Annotated in this window: 19 protein-coding genes; 4 read left to right on the forward strand and 15 right to left on the reverse strand. The window is 60.0% G+C overall.

Going from position 1 to position 17,130, the window contains the following annotated elements; translation table 11 throughout:
- Window positions 1-34: 34 nt before the first annotated feature.
- From A6U86_RS21905 to A6U86_RS21930, 6 genes are all read right to left on the reverse strand, one after another.
- Window positions 35-892: a PhnA-like protein gene (locus A6U86_RS21905; protein WP_068395206.1), complete on the reverse strand. Its 858-nt coding sequence runs from the start codon at window positions 890-892 to the stop codon at window positions 35-37.
- Between the two features lie 144 nt (window positions 893-1,036).
- A complete protein-coding gene (locus A6U86_RS21910; protein WP_174073870.1) occupies window positions 1,037-1,555 on the reverse strand; it encodes a DUF992 domain-containing protein in 519 nt (172 codons plus the stop codon).
- Between the two features lie 54 nt (window positions 1,556-1,609).
- Complete coding sequence (locus A6U86_RS21915) at window positions 1,610-1,894, reverse strand: BON domain-containing protein (protein ID WP_068395210.1); 285 nt, start codon at window positions 1,892-1,894, stop codon at window positions 1,610-1,612.
- A gap of 39 nt (window positions 1,895-1,933) precedes the next feature.
- Entirely contained in the window at window positions 1,934-2,113 is a 180-nt protein-coding gene (locus A6U86_RS21920) for a CsbD family protein (protein ID WP_068395212.1), read from the reverse strand.
- 198 nt (window positions 2,114-2,311) lie between these two features.
- Window positions 2,312-3,808, reverse strand: a complete 1,497-nt coding sequence (locus tag A6U86_RS21925) for a PAS domain S-box protein (RefSeq protein WP_068395214.1) — start codon at window positions 3,806-3,808, stop codon at window positions 2,312-2,314.
- 81 nt (window positions 3,809-3,889) lie between these two features.
- A complete protein-coding gene (locus A6U86_RS21930; protein WP_068395216.1) occupies window positions 3,890-4,924 on the reverse strand; it encodes an aldo/keto reductase in 1,035 nt (344 codons plus the stop codon).
- Window positions 4,925-5,302: 378 nt separating this feature from the next.
- Here A6U86_RS21930 and A6U86_RS21935 point away from each other — a divergent pair, with 378 nt between their 5' ends.
- The gene (locus tag A6U86_RS21935; protein WP_068395219.1) at window positions 5,303-6,361 is read left to right on the forward strand and encodes an NAD(P)-dependent alcohol dehydrogenase; all 1,059 of its coding nucleotides are present in this window, start codon (window positions 5,303-5,305) and stop codon (window positions 6,359-6,361) included.
- Window positions 6,362-6,424: 63 nt separating this feature from the next.
- Here A6U86_RS21935 and A6U86_RS21940 read toward each other — a convergent pair whose 3' ends face one another.
- The 4 genes from A6U86_RS21940 to A6U86_RS21955 form a co-directional block, all read right to left on the reverse strand.
- On the reverse strand, window positions 6,425-7,318 hold the full coding sequence (locus A6U86_RS21940; protein WP_068395220.1) for a LysR family transcriptional regulator: 894 nt from the start codon (window positions 7,316-7,318) through the stop codon (window positions 6,425-6,427).
- A gap of 104 nt (window positions 7,319-7,422) precedes the next feature.
- Window positions 7,423-8,412: an aldo/keto reductase gene (locus A6U86_RS21945; RefSeq protein ID WP_068395222.1), complete on the reverse strand. Its 990-nt coding sequence runs from the start codon at window positions 8,410-8,412 to the stop codon at window positions 7,423-7,425.
- Between the two features lie 234 nt (window positions 8,413-8,646).
- Window positions 8,647-9,171, reverse strand: a complete 525-nt coding sequence (locus A6U86_RS21950; protein WP_068395224.1) for a DUF1993 family protein — start codon at window positions 9,169-9,171, stop codon at window positions 8,647-8,649.
- Window positions 9,172-9,312: 141 nt separating this feature from the next.
- Window positions 9,313-10,242 carry an alpha/beta fold hydrolase gene (locus A6U86_RS21955; protein WP_068395978.1) on the reverse strand — a complete coding sequence of 310 codons (930 nt, stop codon included), beginning with the start codon at window positions 10,240-10,242 and terminating at the stop codon, window positions 9,313-9,315.
- A 62-nt stretch (window positions 10,243-10,304) separates the two neighbouring features.
- On the opposite strand from A6U86_RS21955, the gene A6U86_RS21960 reads away from it, so the two are divergent.
- Window positions 10,305-10,949, forward strand: coding sequence for a TetR/AcrR family transcriptional regulator (locus A6U86_RS21960; protein ID WP_068395226.1), 645 nt, complete (start codon window positions 10,305-10,307; stop codon window positions 10,947-10,949).
- Between the two features lie 60 nt (window positions 10,950-11,009).
- Here the strand turns inward: A6U86_RS21960 and A6U86_RS21965 are convergent, their stop codons facing one another.
- The 5 genes from A6U86_RS21965 to A6U86_RS21985 all read right to left on the reverse strand — a co-directional run bounded on the left by A6U86_RS21965 (window position 11,010) and on the right by A6U86_RS21985 (window position 15,160).
- On the reverse strand, window positions 11,010-11,360 hold the full coding sequence (locus tag A6U86_RS21965; protein WP_068395228.1) for a ribbon-helix-helix domain-containing protein: 351 nt from the start codon (window positions 11,358-11,360) through the stop codon (window positions 11,010-11,012).
- A 20-nt stretch (window positions 11,361-11,380) separates the two neighbouring features.
- Window positions 11,381-11,977, reverse strand: coding sequence for a DJ-1/PfpI family protein (locus A6U86_RS21970; protein ID WP_068395230.1), 597 nt, complete (start codon window positions 11,975-11,977; stop codon window positions 11,381-11,383).
- A 92-nt stretch (window positions 11,978-12,069) separates the two neighbouring features.
- Window positions 12,070-12,462 carry a DUF779 domain-containing protein gene (locus tag A6U86_RS21975; protein WP_136687445.1) on the reverse strand — a complete coding sequence of 131 codons (393 nt, stop codon included), beginning with the start codon at window positions 12,460-12,462 and terminating at the stop codon, window positions 12,070-12,072.
- A 79-nt stretch (window positions 12,463-12,541) separates the two neighbouring features.
- Window positions 12,542-14,050: an aldehyde dehydrogenase gene (gene adh, locus A6U86_RS21980; protein WP_068395234.1), complete on the reverse strand. Its 1,509-nt coding sequence runs from the start codon at window positions 14,048-14,050 to the stop codon at window positions 12,542-12,544.
- Window positions 14,051-14,206: 156 nt separating this feature from the next.
- Window positions 14,207-15,160: a helix-turn-helix domain-containing protein gene (locus tag A6U86_RS21985; RefSeq protein WP_068395236.1), complete on the reverse strand. Its 954-nt coding sequence runs from the start codon at window positions 15,158-15,160 to the stop codon at window positions 14,207-14,209.
- A 449-nt stretch (window positions 15,161-15,609) separates the two neighbouring features.
- Between A6U86_RS21985 and A6U86_RS21990 the strand changes: the two genes are divergently transcribed.
- Window positions 15,610-16,524: a phosphatase PAP2 family protein gene (locus A6U86_RS21990; RefSeq protein WP_068395238.1), complete on the forward strand. Its 915-nt coding sequence runs from the start codon at window positions 15,610-15,612 to the stop codon at window positions 16,522-16,524.
- A 181-nt stretch (window positions 16,525-16,705) separates the two neighbouring features.
- Complete coding sequence (locus tag A6U86_RS21995; RefSeq protein WP_068395240.1) at window positions 16,706-16,960, forward strand: GCG_CRPN prefix-to-repeats domain-containing protein; 255 nt, start codon at window positions 16,706-16,708, stop codon at window positions 16,958-16,960.
- Window positions 16,961-17,130: the final 170 nt, after the last annotated feature.

A 17,130-nucleotide genomic window follows, 5' to 3' on the forward strand; every position in this document is an offset into this window, starting at 1 on the left:
TACAGGATGCTGCTGCGCAATAGCTTTCTCGTGACTAATACTGATTGCGGTTGGACGCCGCGGCCCAGGCTGCACCGATCCATGAGGCGGCGATCGCAAGAACGAGAGAGATGCAGGCGACGAAGGCACCCGTCGAGACGATTTTTGCCGTGACGGAAGCTGCCTGAATAGCCTTTGCCTTGGCTGCATCGACGGCCTGGTGATATTGCTGCTCGTATTGAGCTACCTCGTTCTTCGCCTGATCCGCCGGAATATTCTGGGCACGCGCCAAAGCGTCCGCTGCACGGGTGCGGGCTTCGTCGGCCTTGGCGGGATCGCCGGTGAGCACGGCCTGGACAGACGAGATCGCTGCCTGACGCAGTGCCTGCGGATCATTGCCGGTGTCGCGGATCTGCTGCTCGATCGCATCCATCGGATTGGGCATATTGCCAATGGCGGGTGCCGCGCTGACTGCGGCGGTTTGAACGGTCTTGCCCGCACCTGACAGCAGTTCCGTCGCGCCATTGAAGGCACCGCCGACCACCGCGCCGACCGATGTGGTCAAGAGATAGACGACGATCAGGGTCGATACGGCCCAGGCGGCAATCCCATGCAGAACCCCGACGGCGGTCGATATCGTCCCGGAAAGACGGCTCGCGACATAGCCGCCGACGAAAGCCGCCAGCAGGCCCGACACGATGAACCAGGCTGCCCCGGAAATCGAAGCAGCGAGACCGGGCGCGCTCTGGCTGTTGCTTGGGTTGACGATTGCAGCGCCGATACCGACGCCGAGGAGGTTCAGCACGATCTGAACGGCAAGGGCAATGGCGCTCGCCGCAAGGATCGCGCCCCAGGATGTTCGCCGCATGAACGGCATATCCGCGGATGATGGATAACTGGTGTTGTAGCTCATGGATTCACTCACGGGACTAACCTCGCGACACGTTTATGGGAGCGGGCCGCATGCGCTGGTCCGCTGATTTTGAAGATCACAATGGACATGCGGGAAACGGCAACGGCACGCATCCGAATGGCGGGCGCCGGTGTCGATCGCTTGTCAGCGAGCCGGGCTCAACTGCAGACGCGAAACACCCGCCGCGACGTTAAGGCCCGTTCCGGCCTCGGCGCTCAGCGGCTGCAGCGCAAAGTTCTTCGAGTTGCCGCCGATCAGGACGTTGGCGCCAAGCCCGAGTCCGACGGAAGCACCCGCGGAGGCGCCGACATAGGTACCGGCAAGAGCGCCGTCACCGATGCGAGCAGGCGCAGTGTTGACCACGACCCAACTCAGATAGGACTTGCCGGTAATCCCGATATCGATACCGAGCTTACCGATAGTTCCGGTGTAGCGCTCCAGCTTGCCCGAGCTCTGCTTGAAGGTGCAGCTGACCGTCTTGCTGGAACCGATGAGCATGCCGACGCCGCCGGCAACCTCGCATGAGAGCGTTCCCAGGCGTTCCTTAGGCTCGGACGCGACCTGCGCCGGGTGCTTTTTCGGATGATGATGCGTGCTGGCAGCGGAAGCTGCCGAACCAAAGGCAACGGAAATGGCCGCAGCCGCGATAATGGTTTTGTTCATGATGTCTCCTTGCGGAAATTGAGCGCGGCCGTGAGGTCGACCTGCGCCCTATGCCTAGACACCGATCTCGGACTGATCTGGCGATCCTTCGTCGGTGCTGAGGGCGATATTGTTGATGATGCGAATGCCGGCATATTCGCCGGCAATCCCGAGCGCCCGCTCACGCGCTTCGTCTGATGATGCGATGCCCGAAAGGACAATCGTGCCCTCGACGCTGGCAACCTCGATATGCGAGTCTTCGAGCCCATCGGCATAGGCAATCAGGCACCGGATGGCTGCGCATGTCGCGCAGCTATCGGACGATGCCGTCAGCGATGAAAGCTTGGCCAGGAAGAGCATCGGGAAGCCTCGAAGGTCGCAAGAGCGGACGCGCGCTTCTTAGCGAAGCGCATCCTTGATGGCGTCCTTGGCCTTGCCGACCTTGGCCTGGATTTTTCCTTCGACCTTTTCGGCAGCGCCTTCGGCTCTGAGCTGATCGTTGCCGGTCAGCTTGCCCGCGGCCTCCTTGATGGAGCCGCTTACTTCCTTGGCTGCACCCTTGATACGGTTCTTATCCATGGTCTTGTCTCCTAGCTTGTTCAAAAGCAGCGGCCTCGGTTTTGACCGAAGCCATGAGCAAGGAAATAGGGCGGCAGCGCATGGGCTTTCAGAGCGGAAAATACTATCGGCACTAGTACAAATTAGCCTTTTTGAGACCTGCAATGCCGATTCTTAAGCCGGGCATTCCGATGGAGCCCGAACAAGGTTGCCTTTGGCCTATTTTCGAACCTTCGCCGATGCCGACATGCCCGTGAAACCCCGCTCCCTCGCCCATATGACAACGGCCGAGCGCCTGTTAACGCCGATCTTCGCGTAAAGCGATGCGACATGGTTACGGATCGTATTTCTGGAAAGATGGAGTGTCTCGCTCATCTCGGCATCGCTCTGGCCACGGCAGATCAAAGCAAGCACTTCCCTCTCACGCTCGCTGAGATCGAGGAGCTGCGCGGTGGTGCCCTTGCCGTTCGAGACCTGCCGCAAGGTTGCTAGCCGGTCGACGATAGAACGGCTGAACCACGACGTGTCGGTCATCACGCTTTCGATGGCTTCGATCAGTTCCGCTTCGCTGCGCCGGCGCTCGGTGACGTCCTGCAACGACCAGATGACACATTGCTGGTCGTTGATCTCCACACGTTCGGCGGACACCAGGCAATCAGCCAGCGAGCCGTCCTTCTGCTTCATGCGCAAGGCTTCGTCGCGGAGCGGCGCATTGTCGGTCAATTTCTTTTCCATGACGCGCCGGGCGGCGATGTCATCCCACAGGCGCAGCTCGCTCGCAGTTTTCCCGATGACCTCCTCGATCCCGTAGCCCGAAAGCTGAACAAAGGCGTCGTTGACCTCGGTGAAAACAAAATCGTCCAGCCGGGAAATAGCCGCTGGCGCCGGCGAGAGCCTGAAGGATTTTGAAAACCGCTCCTCGCTTTGGCGAAGCGCATTCTGAGCCTTTCGCCGTGCATCGAGATCCGCGAAAGTAAACAGCATGCACGGCTCTTCACCAACGGCGATCGGCTCGCCCGCAACGATGACGAGCCGGTCGCCACCGCCTTGAAGGGGGATCAGCGCCTCGCGCTGACGGATCAGCCGGCCCTCGACAAGTTTCGACAACGCGTCCTCGCCGGTATCGCAATTGGCAAAGAGGCCGATCTCATCGACGGTTTTTCCGATGACGTCTTCCTTGGCGTAATCCGTCATTTCGACGAAACCCTGGTTGACGCGGATGAAACGCAGGTCATCGAGGCGGCAAATCAGGCCGGGCGCAGGGTTCGCATTGAAGGCACGTTCGAAACGCTCCTCCGCCTCGAACAGCGGCGTCTCATCACGAATGATGAGTGCCAGAACGTCCGGCCGCGCACCCGCATCGGCAATGATCAGGCTGCGAACGGTATGCACCCAGATGAGATCGAGATCCGCCGCGGGTGATATCTCGACCGTCACTTCATCGACAGTCTCTCCATTCAGCAGCCGCTCTATCGGATACTGCCCTTCCTCCAGCAGATGATTGTTGCGATAGCGCAGCGTGAAGGCCTGCCGATAGCCGGCGGCATCACTGCCCAACTCCTCAAGCGCGGAGATCCGGTGCATCTGCAATGCAGCACTATTTGCCCAGGAAATCGCGCCCTCGGGATCGAGCAGGATGATGCCGTCACTCAACCCCGCAACGAGCTCGCGCAATACGTTCCGATTCACATTCGGCGGCTGCGGCGCATCGCTCATGCTGTCCCTCTTCCTGACACTTAGTGCTTACATAGGAAGATAAGACGATAAAAGAAGCCAGAAGGGCGAGTCACCCGAAAATCAGGAGAGCCTCTGATTCATCGTGGAATAATCCACGCAGCTGGGCGGCGCCGCATTCTGCAATATGACCGGCAGGACGAGCGAGTGGACCGGAATGGTCAGCGCGTCGAGCGTTGTCGTTTGCTCGGGCGAGAGCTGAACATCGAGCGCACCAAGATCATCATCGAGCTGTGCCAATGTATGCACGCCGATAATGGTCGAGGAAACGGCCGGCCTCGCTAGCACCCAGGCAAGGGCTACCCGCGCGGTGGTGGTGTCGAGTTCGGCGGCAATGCGGATGAGGGCATCGACGATTTCGAGACGCTGTTCATCGGGGTGCTGCGCCAATGGCGATGTGCCATCGGAGGTGAGGTTTCCGATATTGCTGCGCGTATACTTGCCGCTGATAAGCCCGCCATTTAAGGGCGAATGCGAGACGACGCCAAGCCCCATCCCGCGCGCCATGGGAATGAGTTCGCTCTCGAACAGCCGGGCTGCCAGCGAATATTCGATCTGCAGGCCGATGAACGGCGCCCAACCATGAAACTGCGCGATCAGCTGCGCATGCGCGACCTTCCAGGCGGGGGCATCAGAGATGCCGAAATAGCGCAGCTTTCCCGATTGGATGAGATCGTTCAATCCCGCCAGTATCTCGTCGAGAGGGACCTGCATGTCCCAATTATCGAGCCAGAAGAGATCGAGATGGTCCGTGCGCAGCCGCCGCAGGGTTCGCTCGCATTCCGCTATGATGGCTTCGCGACCACGGCCAACATCCTCCTGGCTGACACCGAACTTTGCCGCCATCACAAGGCGGTCGCGCTGGCTCGAGTTCTGTGCGAGGTAATTGCCGACAACCGTCTGGGCACCCGGTTTTTCGTCTCCCCTGCCCGTATCGAGATAGTTGCCGCCGAGGCCGACATAGCGATCCAGGATTACCGCGGGCTTGTTGATGCGCGCCTGCCAGGCGACGCCCTCGCCGAAGGTCATGGTTCCCAAGGCAAGCGGGCTGACGCTCAGTGCCGATCGGCCGAGCGCAACAAATTCGTCAAGATGCATTCCCCTGTCCCCCGACCGGCCTGAAACTTATATATACATAAATCCTTATGTATATGTAATATCGGCAAAGAAAAGGAATAAGACGCGAATTTATGATTTTACTGTTCGGGAATCCGGATAATGGGTCGGACGTTCGGCCGTTTGCTTGAAAGCGGCAGATTGCTCGCCTTTCAGGTCTCTCCCGCAAGCATCGCGCCTTGAGGATGTTAATGATCCGGCGCCGATTGCAACATCGGGCAGTCATTCATGAATGATCGACATGATTGCTATCGAAGCCAGCCCTATTAACGCCGTGCCTAGCCTCGGTTAATCTTCGTCGGATATTCGAGACCTGCACCACAGCAGGTTTCGAGACAACCAAATGACGGGGATGAGGACATGAGGACCATTGGCTATGCATGCACTTCGGCGGAAACACCGCTGGAGCCCTATACTTTCGAACGTCGCGCACCACGAGCGAATGACGTCGTGATGGAAATTGTCTATGCCGGCATCTGCCATTCGGATGTCCATATGGCGCATAACGACTGGGGTTTTGCGCTCTATCCGCTGGTTCCGGGCCACGAAATCGTCGGCCGCGTCATCGAGATCGGCAGCGACGTCACCAAGTTCAAGGTGGGTGACCACGGCGCGGTCGGCTGTATGGTCGACAGTTGCCAGCATTGCGATCAATGCCGCCGCGGCGAGGAGCAGTTCTGCCGCGAGGGCAATACCGGCACCTATAGCACGCCCGACCGCATCGACGGTTCGATCACCAAGGGCGGTTATTCCAAGCATATCGTCGTGCGTGAGGAGTTCGTCTGCACCGTGCCCGAGGGCATGGACATCTCCCGCACCGCTCCGATCCTTTGCGCCGGCATCACCACCTATTCGCCGCTGCGTACGTGGAATGTCGGCCCGCATAGCCGCGTCGGCGTCATCGGCATGGGCGGCCTCGGCCACATGGCCGTCAAGCTCGCGGCAGCCATGGGCGCCAAGGTGACGATGATTTCGCGCTCGCCTGACAAGGAGAAGGCGGCCCGCGAAATCGGCGCGGACAATTTCCTGGTCTCGAGCAATGCGGCGGCAATGCAATCCGCAGCCAACGCCTTCGACCTGATCATCGATACCGTCCCGGTCAAGCACGATCTCGATGCCTATATGCCGCTGCTCGACGTCGACGGAACGCTTGTCATTGTCGGCCAGGTCGGCCCCTGGGGCGAAGTCAACGGCCTGCCTTTCCTGGTCGGCCGCCGCCGCGTTGCCGGATCGCCGATCGGCGGCATGCGCGAGACGCAGGAAGTCATCGATTTCTGCGCACGAAAGGGCATCCTTCCCGAATGCCGGATCATCCGCCCGGAAGAGATCAACGAGGCATTCGCGGCCTTGCAGCGAGCCGATATTCCCTATCGCTTCGTCATCGACATGGCGTCGCTTTCCGTTCCGGAAGCAGCCTGAGACAATACACTGATCCCGGCCGCACAAGGTGGCCGGGATGGTGATATGCAGCGATCCGGACGATCAGCCTCGATAGCGCAATGCCTCGACCAGAAGGGAGAAGGCGGCCGAGGGTTGACGGCGGCTCGGATAGTAAAGGTGGTAGCCGGAAAACGGCGCGCACCAATCCTCGAGAACCCGGACGAGCTGGCCGCTCGCCAGCTCCTCCGCAATATGATCTTCCATCACGAAGCCTAGCCCCAAGCCGGCCTTGGCCGCACGTGTGATCATGCCGATATTGTTGAAGACGAGCTGGCCATCCACCCGGACGCGCACCTCGCGCCCCTCCTTTTCCAACTCCCAGGCGTAAAGGCCGCCGGCGCTGAGCAAACGCAGATTGATGCAATTGTGATCCGATAGATCGTTCGGCGTCTTCGGTTCCGGATGCCTCGCGAAATAGTCCGGAGAGCCAACGATGACCATTCTTACATCGGGGCTGATCTTGACCGCGATCATATCCTTGGCGACCGCCTCGCCGAGCCGGACGCCGGCATCGAAGCGATCGGCGACGATATCGCGCAGGGCGGAATCCATGCTGAGTTCGACATGAATGTCTGGATATTGCCGCAACAGCCCTTCAAGCGCAGGCCAGAGGATGCTGGTGGCTGCATGTTCCGACGTGGTGATGCGGATGGTGCCGGCCGGCTTCTCGCGCAATTCGCTCAACGAGGCGAGTTCTGTGCCGATGCTTTCAAGCGCCGGCAGAAGCGTGGCCAACAGCCGCTCTCCGGCTTCCGTCGGCGCCACGTTGCGGGTCGTGCGCGTCAACAGCCGCACGCCGAGCCGCGCCTCCAGACGCCGGATCGTATGGCTGAGAGACGACTGGGAGGTGCCGAGCTTTGCAGCCGCACGGGTAAAGCTCTTCTCCTCGGCGATGACGGCAAAGGCATTCAGATCGACCAGTTCCTCCCGCTGCATTCATGAACCCCCGATATGATTGTGTGCCAGTTATATCGGGGGTTCTGGCAATGCGGCAAGATGTGCCGGAAGGAGGCTGGCGGCCCCGGCAATCGACGTCAGGCTCAGCGACCGGTCGTCTTAAGCCATTGTTCCGGGTAACGCTCGCCTTCAATGGCAATCTCTGCGAGAGCACGCTGGATTTCGGCAAGTTCCGACGCGCTCAGCTCGACATCGGCCGTTGCCAGATTTTCCTCCAAACGGTGCAGCTTGGTGGTGCCGGGGATCGGAACGATCCAGGGCTTTTGTGCCAATAGCCAGGCAAGTGCGATCTGCGCGGGTGTGGCATTCTTACTGCCAGCGATCTGCTGCAGCAGGTCGACGAGTGCCTGGTTCTTCTCCATCGCTTCCGGCGTGAAGCGCGGCAAAAGCTTGCGGAAGTCATTCTCGCTGATCTTCGTGTCCTTGCCGATCGCGCCGGTCAGGAAGCCCTTGCCGAGAGGGCTATAGGCAACGAGGCCGATGCCCAGTTCCTCGCAGGCCTCCAGGATGCCGTTGGTTTCAGGCCCGCGCGTCCACAGCGAATATTCATTCTGCAGTGCCGCGACCGGCTGCACCGCATGGGCGCGGCGGACCGTCTGCGCGCCGGGTTCGGAGAGGCCGAAATGCCTGACCTTACCGGCGGCGATCAGATCCTTCACGGTGCCGGCGACATCCTCGATCGGCACTTCGGGATCGACGCGGTGCTGATAAAGGAGATCGATCACTTCAATGCCCAGTCGCTTCAGCGAAGCATCAGCCACCTCGCGAATATGTTCGGGGCGGCTATTGAGGCCGCTCATCTTGCCGTTCTCGATGTTGAAGCCGAATTTCGTGGCGATCACCACCTGATCGCGGACAGGCCGCAGGGCCTCGCCGACGATTTCCTCGTTGGTGAAAGGGCCATAGACTTCGGCCGTGTCGAAAAAGGTAACACCACGCTCGACCGCGTCACGCACCAGCTTGACGCCTTCATCCTTGCTCAACGCATGGCCATAGCTGAAATTCAGGCCCATACAGCCGAATCCGAGGGCCGAGACCTCAAGGCCACTATTTCCAAGCACACGCTTCTTCATCGCATTTCTCCTGCTCTTGCGAGCCTTCCGGTTTAGATGCGAGGAAAATATGCGAGGGGGCACCTAACGATTAGACGCCATAATCAGCATGAAGTTATATCCATTTTTCATGAATGAAAATCCACAGTTTCACAATCGCAAATCATTGTTCTGACAGGGCCGTTAACTCATGAAGGGCCGGCGGGCGTGTTGTTCGAGTGGCAACAGTCCCTTTGCCGAGGACCAAGCTTCGGCTCAGAACGAACGGGTGCGCAACCGACCCTCATAATCACGTTTGCCGAGCGGCACGCCCCGCAAGCGCAGAATGTTGTATGCGGTGACGGCGTGGAAATGGAAGTTCGGCAAAGAGAAAGAGAGAATGAAGGTCTCCGATGTGAAAGCAAGCCGTCGCGGGCCGATCTGGAGGTCCAGGTTTTTGCCCGCGCAGGCGTCAATCTCTTCGGGAACGAAGGCCTCCAGCATTGTTTCTGCCCTGCCTATTATCGCCTGCAGATCGGTGAAAGGAACAGGTCCGACGAGGGCGGGAGGGGTAAACGCACCGGTCTTGAGGGCTTCGACACCCCACACCGAGTGATGCCACGCCGCTTCGATCTGAAAATGAAATGGCGCCATGTCATCGAACAGGCGGGTATTTACGAAATTATCGGGATCGACACCCGTGTTAAAAAAGTGGGTGGCCGCTCGGTCCAGAAAGCCTCCGACAGCTCTCACGGTTTGCAGGAAGGTCGGCACGCTGAGCTCGTAGAGTGATGTCCGCATTGCCTTCCTCCCTCGAGCAATTTGAAACATGGTGAGTATGTAGCGTGATGGTCACAACGGCAAGGCAAGCGCGCCACAGGCTGGCGATCTCGGCCATTGGGTGAAATTCCGATCAGCCGCGATATGAGCCGATACGAGCGCTCAGCCGCCTGAGTTTACCGAGGATGCCGGCCAGGGATTTCGCTCCTCTTGCAGCCATGAGAGCGTATCGGTCCAGAAACCGGCCGTGTGGCTGTCGTGGAACAGACCGAAATGGCCGATTGTATCGCGGCCAAAATCGGATGGGGTCAACAGCACCGCCGTGCGTTGCGCCCCGGTATAGTAATCGAGGGTACGGCGGACAGCCGGCACGGTGCCGAGTTCATCATCGCAAACCGCGACCGCCAGGATCGGCGCCGTGACCGCAGCCATTCGGCGCAGCACCTCTTTCCTCTCGCCCTTCGGATGGCTGCTCTCGAACCGGCGTCCACGAAAGCTCCATTCATTCGCGACGCCCCTCGGCAAATCCTCCAGCCAGCCAAGCCGGCGGCCCGGAAAATAGCCGTAGAAGGCAGTCATCGTAGGCATGACGATATGCCATTTGACGAACAAGCGGAGACGCCGGCGCGGCGCATACTCACCCCACCAGGCATATTGAGCACCGACGGTCAGCATCCGGTCGATCATCCCGGCACTTGCAGCTAGTCCGGGCAGAAAACCGCCTATACTGTGGCCGACGACCATGAGCGGACCATCGCGGCGATGCTTGACCATGAATTGAAGCACGGCCTCGAAATCCCGCTCGCCCCACTCTCGCCAGCGATAATGGCAGCCGCGGAGTTGCTGCGGGCGTGATTGGCCGATGCCGCGATAATCGTAGGTCAGGACATCGAAGCCGCGCCTCGCCAGAAATTGTGCGTAGCGATGATAGTAGCGCGCGAGGACGCCGGTCGCCGGATTGATAATCACACTACCAACGGGGGCACTCCTCGCCGCGCGCCAGAGATGACCGCCAAGGACAACGCCGTCCTCGCAGCGAATGGAAATCGGCTGACCGCTGATGGTCGATGAAAGGATCGCTTCGTCGCTCATGGCCGGCAGCATGGGATGATTGCCGCGTTGTGTATATTCACTACCCGGTATACTTTGAAGTCATGAAAGATAAAACCCTGCCGACACGCGACCGTATTCTGCTAGCCGCCGCGAAGCTCTTCCAGCAGGATGGCATCCGGGCCGTCAGCGTCGATGCGATCGCGGAAAAAGCCGGGGTGACCAAGCGCACCCTCTACTATCATTTCCGCAGCAAGGATGACCTGATCGCCGCTCATCTGGAGAGGCGCGACCAGCCGAATCTTGCTGTGTTCAAACGCTGGTTCGATGAGGAGGAAGGCAGCACAGCCGAAAAAGTCGCCGGCATTTTTCGCCAGCTCGCCCGCTCGGCACAGAGTGGAAAATGGAAAGGCTGCGGCTTCCTGCGCACCTCTGTCGAGCTGGTTAACCTTCCTGGCCACCCCGCATTGGTTGTTGCCCGCGCTCATAAGAAGCGCGTCGAGAACTGGCTTTCGGGAGTTTTTACAGAGGCCGGAGCTGGCGCTGAAGCCGCTTCCCTTGCCCGGCAGATCATGCTGCTTCTCGATGGCTCGTTTGCGGTGGTGCTGCTGCATCGCGACCCGAGCTATATGGAGACGGCCGCGGAAGCGGCGGTTAATCTCATCAGAAGCCGCCTGCAAGACGCCCTTGCAGAAGACGCCACGGGAGGCAGGATGGATCTGGAAAAGCGTGCTTTCGCCAAACTTTAGGCGGCTGGGCAAAAAACCGTGCTCTCCGCCGCGTGGGGCGCGGCGGAGAGCAAGCCGGAATCAATGATATTTCAGACGCTCCCGGTCGAGGATCGCCGGGGCATCGAGCCCGGCGATGGGTTCGGAGAGATCGCTTGAAATATCTCCGGCAAGCTGCAGGTCGAGATAGCGTGAGCAGCAGACCCGGAGGAACGATGTGAAATTGCCGAGATCATGGCCGGCATCGATCGACTCGTGATGCAGCTTCGTGATCAGCTGCACCACATTCATGCTGTCGCGCCGGGCAATTTCCTCCAGCTTAGACCAGAAGAAATTTTCCAGCCGCACGCTGGTCACCATGCCATCGATACGCAGGGATCGCGTCGTGCTTTCCCAGAGCCTTGCATCGGCCTTGATGAACAATTCGCACATGCATGCCTCCCCATTTTGCCTCAAGCTGCGTTGGCTTCCGACAGGGCGCTCGCATCGAGAACTGCCATGAACTGGCGCAGCCAGGATGGGTGTGCCGGCCAGGCGGGCGCGGTCACGAGATTGCCATCGGCCACTGCATCGTTGATGGCGATATCGGCATAGATGCCGCCGGCAAGCTCCACTTCCGGGCGGCAGGCGGGATAGGCCGAGCAGGTTCGCCCTTTGAGTACGCCGGCAGCCGCCAGCAATTGCGCTCCATGGCAGATTGCAGCGACAGGTTTGCCCACCTCGAAGAAGTGCTGCACCGCCTTGATGACATCGGGGTTCAGGCGAAGATATTCCGGTGCGCGGCCGCCTGGGACTACCAGCGCATCGTAATCTTCGGCGCGGATACTGGCGAAAGTGGCGTTCAATGCGAAATTATGACCGCGCTTTTCGGAATAGGTCTGGTCGCCTTCGAAATCGTGGATGGCAGTCGCCACCGTCTCGCCGGCATTCTTGCCGGGGCAGACCGCGTGCACCGTGTAGCCGCAGGCAAGCAGCGTCTGAAACGGCACCATGGTTTCATAATCCTCGGTGAAATCACCTGTAATCATCAAGATCTTTGCTGCTGGCATCGTGTTCCTCCCTCAAAACCAACAGGCATAGTTTAGCAAAGGAATGTGCACTGCGGGTATTAGGCAAATACTACAAGCAAGATCCGCGCAGCTTATCGCGCAGGCGGGCGGCCGATATCCGGAATTGCACAGGCCTCGCCGCCGCCGAAAAGCCGCGAGCGGGTGAGGAACCGTTTCTCACGCCCATTGTCGAGCGAGAACATGCCGCCACGGCCGGGCACGACGTCGATGATCAGTTGCGTGTGCTTCCACGCCTCGAACTGGCTGCCGCTGATATAGACAGGCACGCCGCCGATCTCGCCGAGTTTCACATCGTTGTCGCCGATCATGAACTCGTTCACCGGATAGCACATGGGCGATGAGCCATCGCAACAGCCTCCGGATTGATGGAAGAGGATATCGGGATGATCCTGCTGTATCTCGCGGATGAGGTCGAGCGCCTTGTCTGTCGCCAGTACGCGCGGCTCCGTGCCTATGTCATCCATGATCATCCTCCTTGATTGACCGCAATGCACGAAGGCCCCCAACCACAGCTGGGAGCCTCATTGGCTTCATTGGGAGGTCTCAGAAGAACCCGAGCGCCTTCGGGCTGTAGCTCACCAGCATGTTCTTGGTCTGCTGGTAGTGATCGAGCATCATCTTGTGCGTCTCGCGCCCGATGCCGGATTGCTTGTAGCCGCCGAAGGCCGCATGGGCCGGATAGGCGTGGTAGCAATTCGTCCAGACGCGACCCGCCTGGATCTCGCGGCCGAAGCGATAGGCGCGATTGCCGTCACGCGTCCAGACACCGGCACCGAGGCCGTAGAGCGTATCATTGGCGATTTCGAGCGCTTCCTTTTCGTCCTTGAAGGTCGTCACCGAAACCACCGGGCCGAAGATCTCTTCCTGGAACACACGCATCTTGTTGTGCCCCCTGAAGATCGTCGGCTTGATGTAGTAGCCGCTCGACAGCTCGCCGCCGAGATCGGCGCGCGCGCCGCCCGTCAGCACTTCCGCGCCTTCCTGCTTGCCGATATCGAGATAGGAGAGGATCTTCTCCATTTGCTCGCTCGAAGCCTGGGCACCGATCATCGTTGCGGAATCGAGCGGGTTGCCCTGCTTGATCGCTTCCACACGCTTGATCGCCTTTTCCATGAAGCGGTCGTAAACCGATTCCTGGATCAGCGCGCGGCTGGGGCATGTGCAGACTTCACCCTGGTTAAGGGCGAACATTGCGAAGCCTTCGAGCGCCTTGTCGAGGAAATCATCGTCCTCGGCCGCAACGTCGGCAAAGAAGATGTTCGGCGACTTGCCGCCAAGCTCAAGCGTGACGGGGATCAGATTCTGGCTGGCATATTGCATGATCAGCCGGCCGGTCGTCGTTTCGCCGGTAAAGGCGATCTTGGCAACGCGCGGGCTGGTGGCAAGCGGCTTGCCGGCCTCGAGGCCAAAGCCGTTGACGATGTTGAGAACGCCCGGCGGCAGGAGATCGCCCACCAGCTCGGCCCAGACCAGCAGCGAAGCCGGCGTCTGTTCGGCAGGCTTGATGACGACGCAATTACCGGCCGCAAGTGCCGGCGCAAGCTTCCAGGCGGCCATCAGGATCGGAAAGTTCCACGGAATGATCTGCCCGACGACACCAAGCGGCTCATGGAAATGATAGGCGACGGTGTCATGGTCGATCTCGCCGATCGAACCTTCCTGCGCGCGGATGCAGGAGGCGAAATAGCGGAAGTGATCGATGGCAAGCGGAATGTCGGCGGCCATGGTCTCGCGGATCGGCTTGCCATTATCCCAGCTTTCCGCCTGCGCCAGCACCTCCAGCTTGTCCTCCATTCGCTGGGCGATCTTCATCAGGATATTGGAGCGCTCGGCGACGGAGGTCCTGCCCCATTTGTCCTTTGCCGCATGGGCGGCATCGAGCGCGGCGTTGATGTCCTTTTCGTCGGAGCGCGGTATTTCGCAGATCTTGCCACCGGTGATCGGTGTGAGGTTGTCGAAATATTTGCCGCCGATCGGTTCGCGCCATTGGCCACCGATGTAATTGCCATATTTCAACTTGAACGGAGATTCGACGATCTTCTGATGCAGCATGCCATCCTCCCTTGGTCGGCAGGTCCGGGATAGGGACCCAATGGGAGAAATCTGCGTCCATCCTCTTTTTCTGGGTAGTGTTGGCGACCAATACCGCAGCGCACAGTGTCGCAACTCTGCGACAGCTGCGCCAGACAAATGCCGATCACGGGCAAATCAATGCAAATTGAGGCGTTTCATCTTCCGATGCAGCGTCGAGCGGCTCATGCCGAGCGCCATTGCTGCCTGCGAGACATTGCCGTCCGCGCGCGAAAGCGCACGCAACAACGCGGCGCGCTCGGCCTCCTGCAGGTCTTCGCCCACCCCTCCTTGCTGCTCGCGCAACACGTCCGAGGCGGGAATCCCGGCGGCAATGCGATGATCGTCCAGCTTCAATGCCAGACGGGCCGCCTTGGTCGCCCCGAGCACGAGATCATTACGATCGACGGCCAGAAGCGCCGATGTGGACGCCGTATCCGTGGGAACCATGACAAAGCGGGCACCGGCGAAGGCGCTCCTGAACAGGTTTAGCTCGATACGCAGCGCCGCATCGCGAACGGTCTGTGAGAGGATCGCCAAAGTCACATCGTTGACGTCATCACGGCAGGTGGAAATGTCGAGCGCTCCGGCCAATTGCCCACGATGATCCCGGATCGGCGCGGTCGTGCAGCTCAGGTCGATATTGGCGCAGAGAAAGTGCTGATCGCGGAAAATCGCCACGGCCCGATCATCCGCCAAGGCTGTGCCGATGCCGTTGGTGCCCATGCTTGCCTCGGTCCAGATCGTGCCTGTCCATAGACCGAGGTCATGAAACTCCTTGTCGTCTCCAACCGCGCCGCGGCGCTCGAGCGCTATGCCGTCCCGGTCGGTGAGCAGCAGGCAGCATCCAGCCTTGCCGACTGTGAGAAAGAGGCGATCCAGCTCGTTGGAAGCTTCCGCAATCAGGCGCTCGGAGCGCTCCATGGCAGCCGCGAATTCCTGGCCCGTCAGCCGCATTGGCAAACGTTTCTCTTCCGGTGCGAGACGGTGCATCGTCATGCAACGGCGCCAGGAGGCGACGACCGAAGAACTGGCCGCGGCCGATTGTGCTGACGCGTAGACCTGATCCGCATGCGCGGAATATTCGTGCATCTGGCTCCTCCCACCGAACGCAACATCGATTGTCGCTAAAAAAGCCATGTAACGCAATCCTTCGCTGGCTCTTTTGGCGTCTACGAGCTGTCTCACCCGCCATCCTCTTGGCAATTCATCCCTTTTCAACCTCGCCGCAGCCGAGCTTTCAAGCGGGATGACCTCGATATCGAGCATTGCTGCCTAATGAAGGGCAATGTTGCGCTCCGATTGGCGAATTCTGGCACTCCGATCCGCTGCGTCATGCACAGGCAATGTCGGAGTTCCCTAACAACCCGAATGCAATGCGGCTGCCCTTTCAGGCGGTTGTCAGCGTGTCGTTGTAGCAGTGACAGCGTGAGAAGACGGAACCCGAGACACAGCTTGATGAAGGCCAGACCCACCAGCGAACTTATTGCCCGCCACGGGCAACTGGCCTTCCACCCGTGCTCCAGCATGGTTCTCAGCCCATGAGGGAAACATCAGCAGATATTGCCAGCACCTGCCGTGCCCGCCTGGTCAACGGCATCAGACGCTTCTTCGACGCGCCGACGCTCCCGCCTCCGGCCAACCGCGCCCTCCTTGAGCGCCCGATTGCGATCATCCTCATCTTCCTCGCCCTGTCTCTGCTTGTGATGATGACCGCCGATTACCCCTTGGGCGTCTGGATGAAAGCGTTTCCGCACCAGCTGCGCGGAGCGGCAAAATGGATCAGCAGCTTCGGCACCGGCCTTCTTGTCCTGTCATTCAGCGGCGCCCTTTTGGTATTCGCCGTCCTCGCGCCGGCGCATAAGTTGCGGAAATCCGCGCGGACAGGCACCGATCTCATCGCAACCGCCGCCGCCTTCATTTTCCTCTCCGTCGCCGGCGGCGGCCTGGTCGCTTCGCTGCTCAAGAACACCATCGGCCGCGCCCGGCCGGAACTCCTGCAAACGAATGGCGCGTTCTATTTTCGGCCTTTCACCTTTCACGCGGACTTTGCGTCCTTTCCATCCGGACATTCGGCAACGGCAGGCGCCATGGCAATGTCGCTGGCGCTGGTCTTTCCCCGTCTGCGCCCGGTCTTCATGCCGGCCGGCGTCCTGATCTGCCTGTCGCGCCAATGGGTCGGCGCGCACTGGGCAAGCGATACCCTGATGGGCTGGGGCGTCGGAATAGCATTTGCCCTGTGGCTTGCCCATGTCTTCGCCCGCCGCCAGCTCCTGTTCACCTACGGCTCCGACGGGCATCTATGTCTTGGGGAACGGTACAGGACCGTGCCCATGACCCTGCGCGCATTGCTGCGGGGAAGGCTCATGAGAGAGACGAAGCTGGAAGCAGCAGTCGAGAAAGCATGTCCCGCGAAGTCCAACCTTCCATCCCGGGCAATGGAAACGCAATCCTGATCGCAGTTCGTTTGAAGCACCTCCGATGATCCGGCCATGACCACAGGCCGTTACTCGCTTTCCGGTCGCGCCCGTGCCTCCATCGACAATCGAATGAAAATCTGAAGAGCCAGCGACGGATTTGCCGGTCGCAGCCGTTCAAGTGCTGAAGGGATAATAATCAAGCTCTTTAGAGGACATCATGAGAAAGATTACCTTGCTGGCCCTTGCGGCCGCAGCCTGCTTCGCAACGATCTCGCAAGCCGAAGCCGCCGATGGATGCGGCTACGGCTTCCATCGCGGCCCCTATGGCTATTGCCACCCCAACGGCCGGCCTGTCGTCGTCGTGCCCGTTGGCCCGGCCTATGGCGCCTTCTATCCGGGACGCGGCTATTGGGATGGACATCGCTACTGGGTACACCGTGAGTGGTGGCACGGCGGCTGGCGCTATCGCTAAGCCCAACATCCGGCCCGATCGTCGCGATCGGGTCGGATCTATTCCGCAGATAGGTAGAGCATCGGTCTCTTCGCACCATCATGATCCGCATCACACGCTTTTGTAGGCTCGCGAGCAGCCCCTTGTGATCCCGCAATTGACGCGTGGCGCGCAGCCGGGCAAAGCTATCG

The sequence above is a fragment of the Rhizobium sp. AC27/96 genome (assembly GCF_001692325.1).
Taxonomy (GTDB): Bacteria; Pseudomonadota; Alphaproteobacteria; order Rhizobiales; family Rhizobiaceae; genus Rhizobium.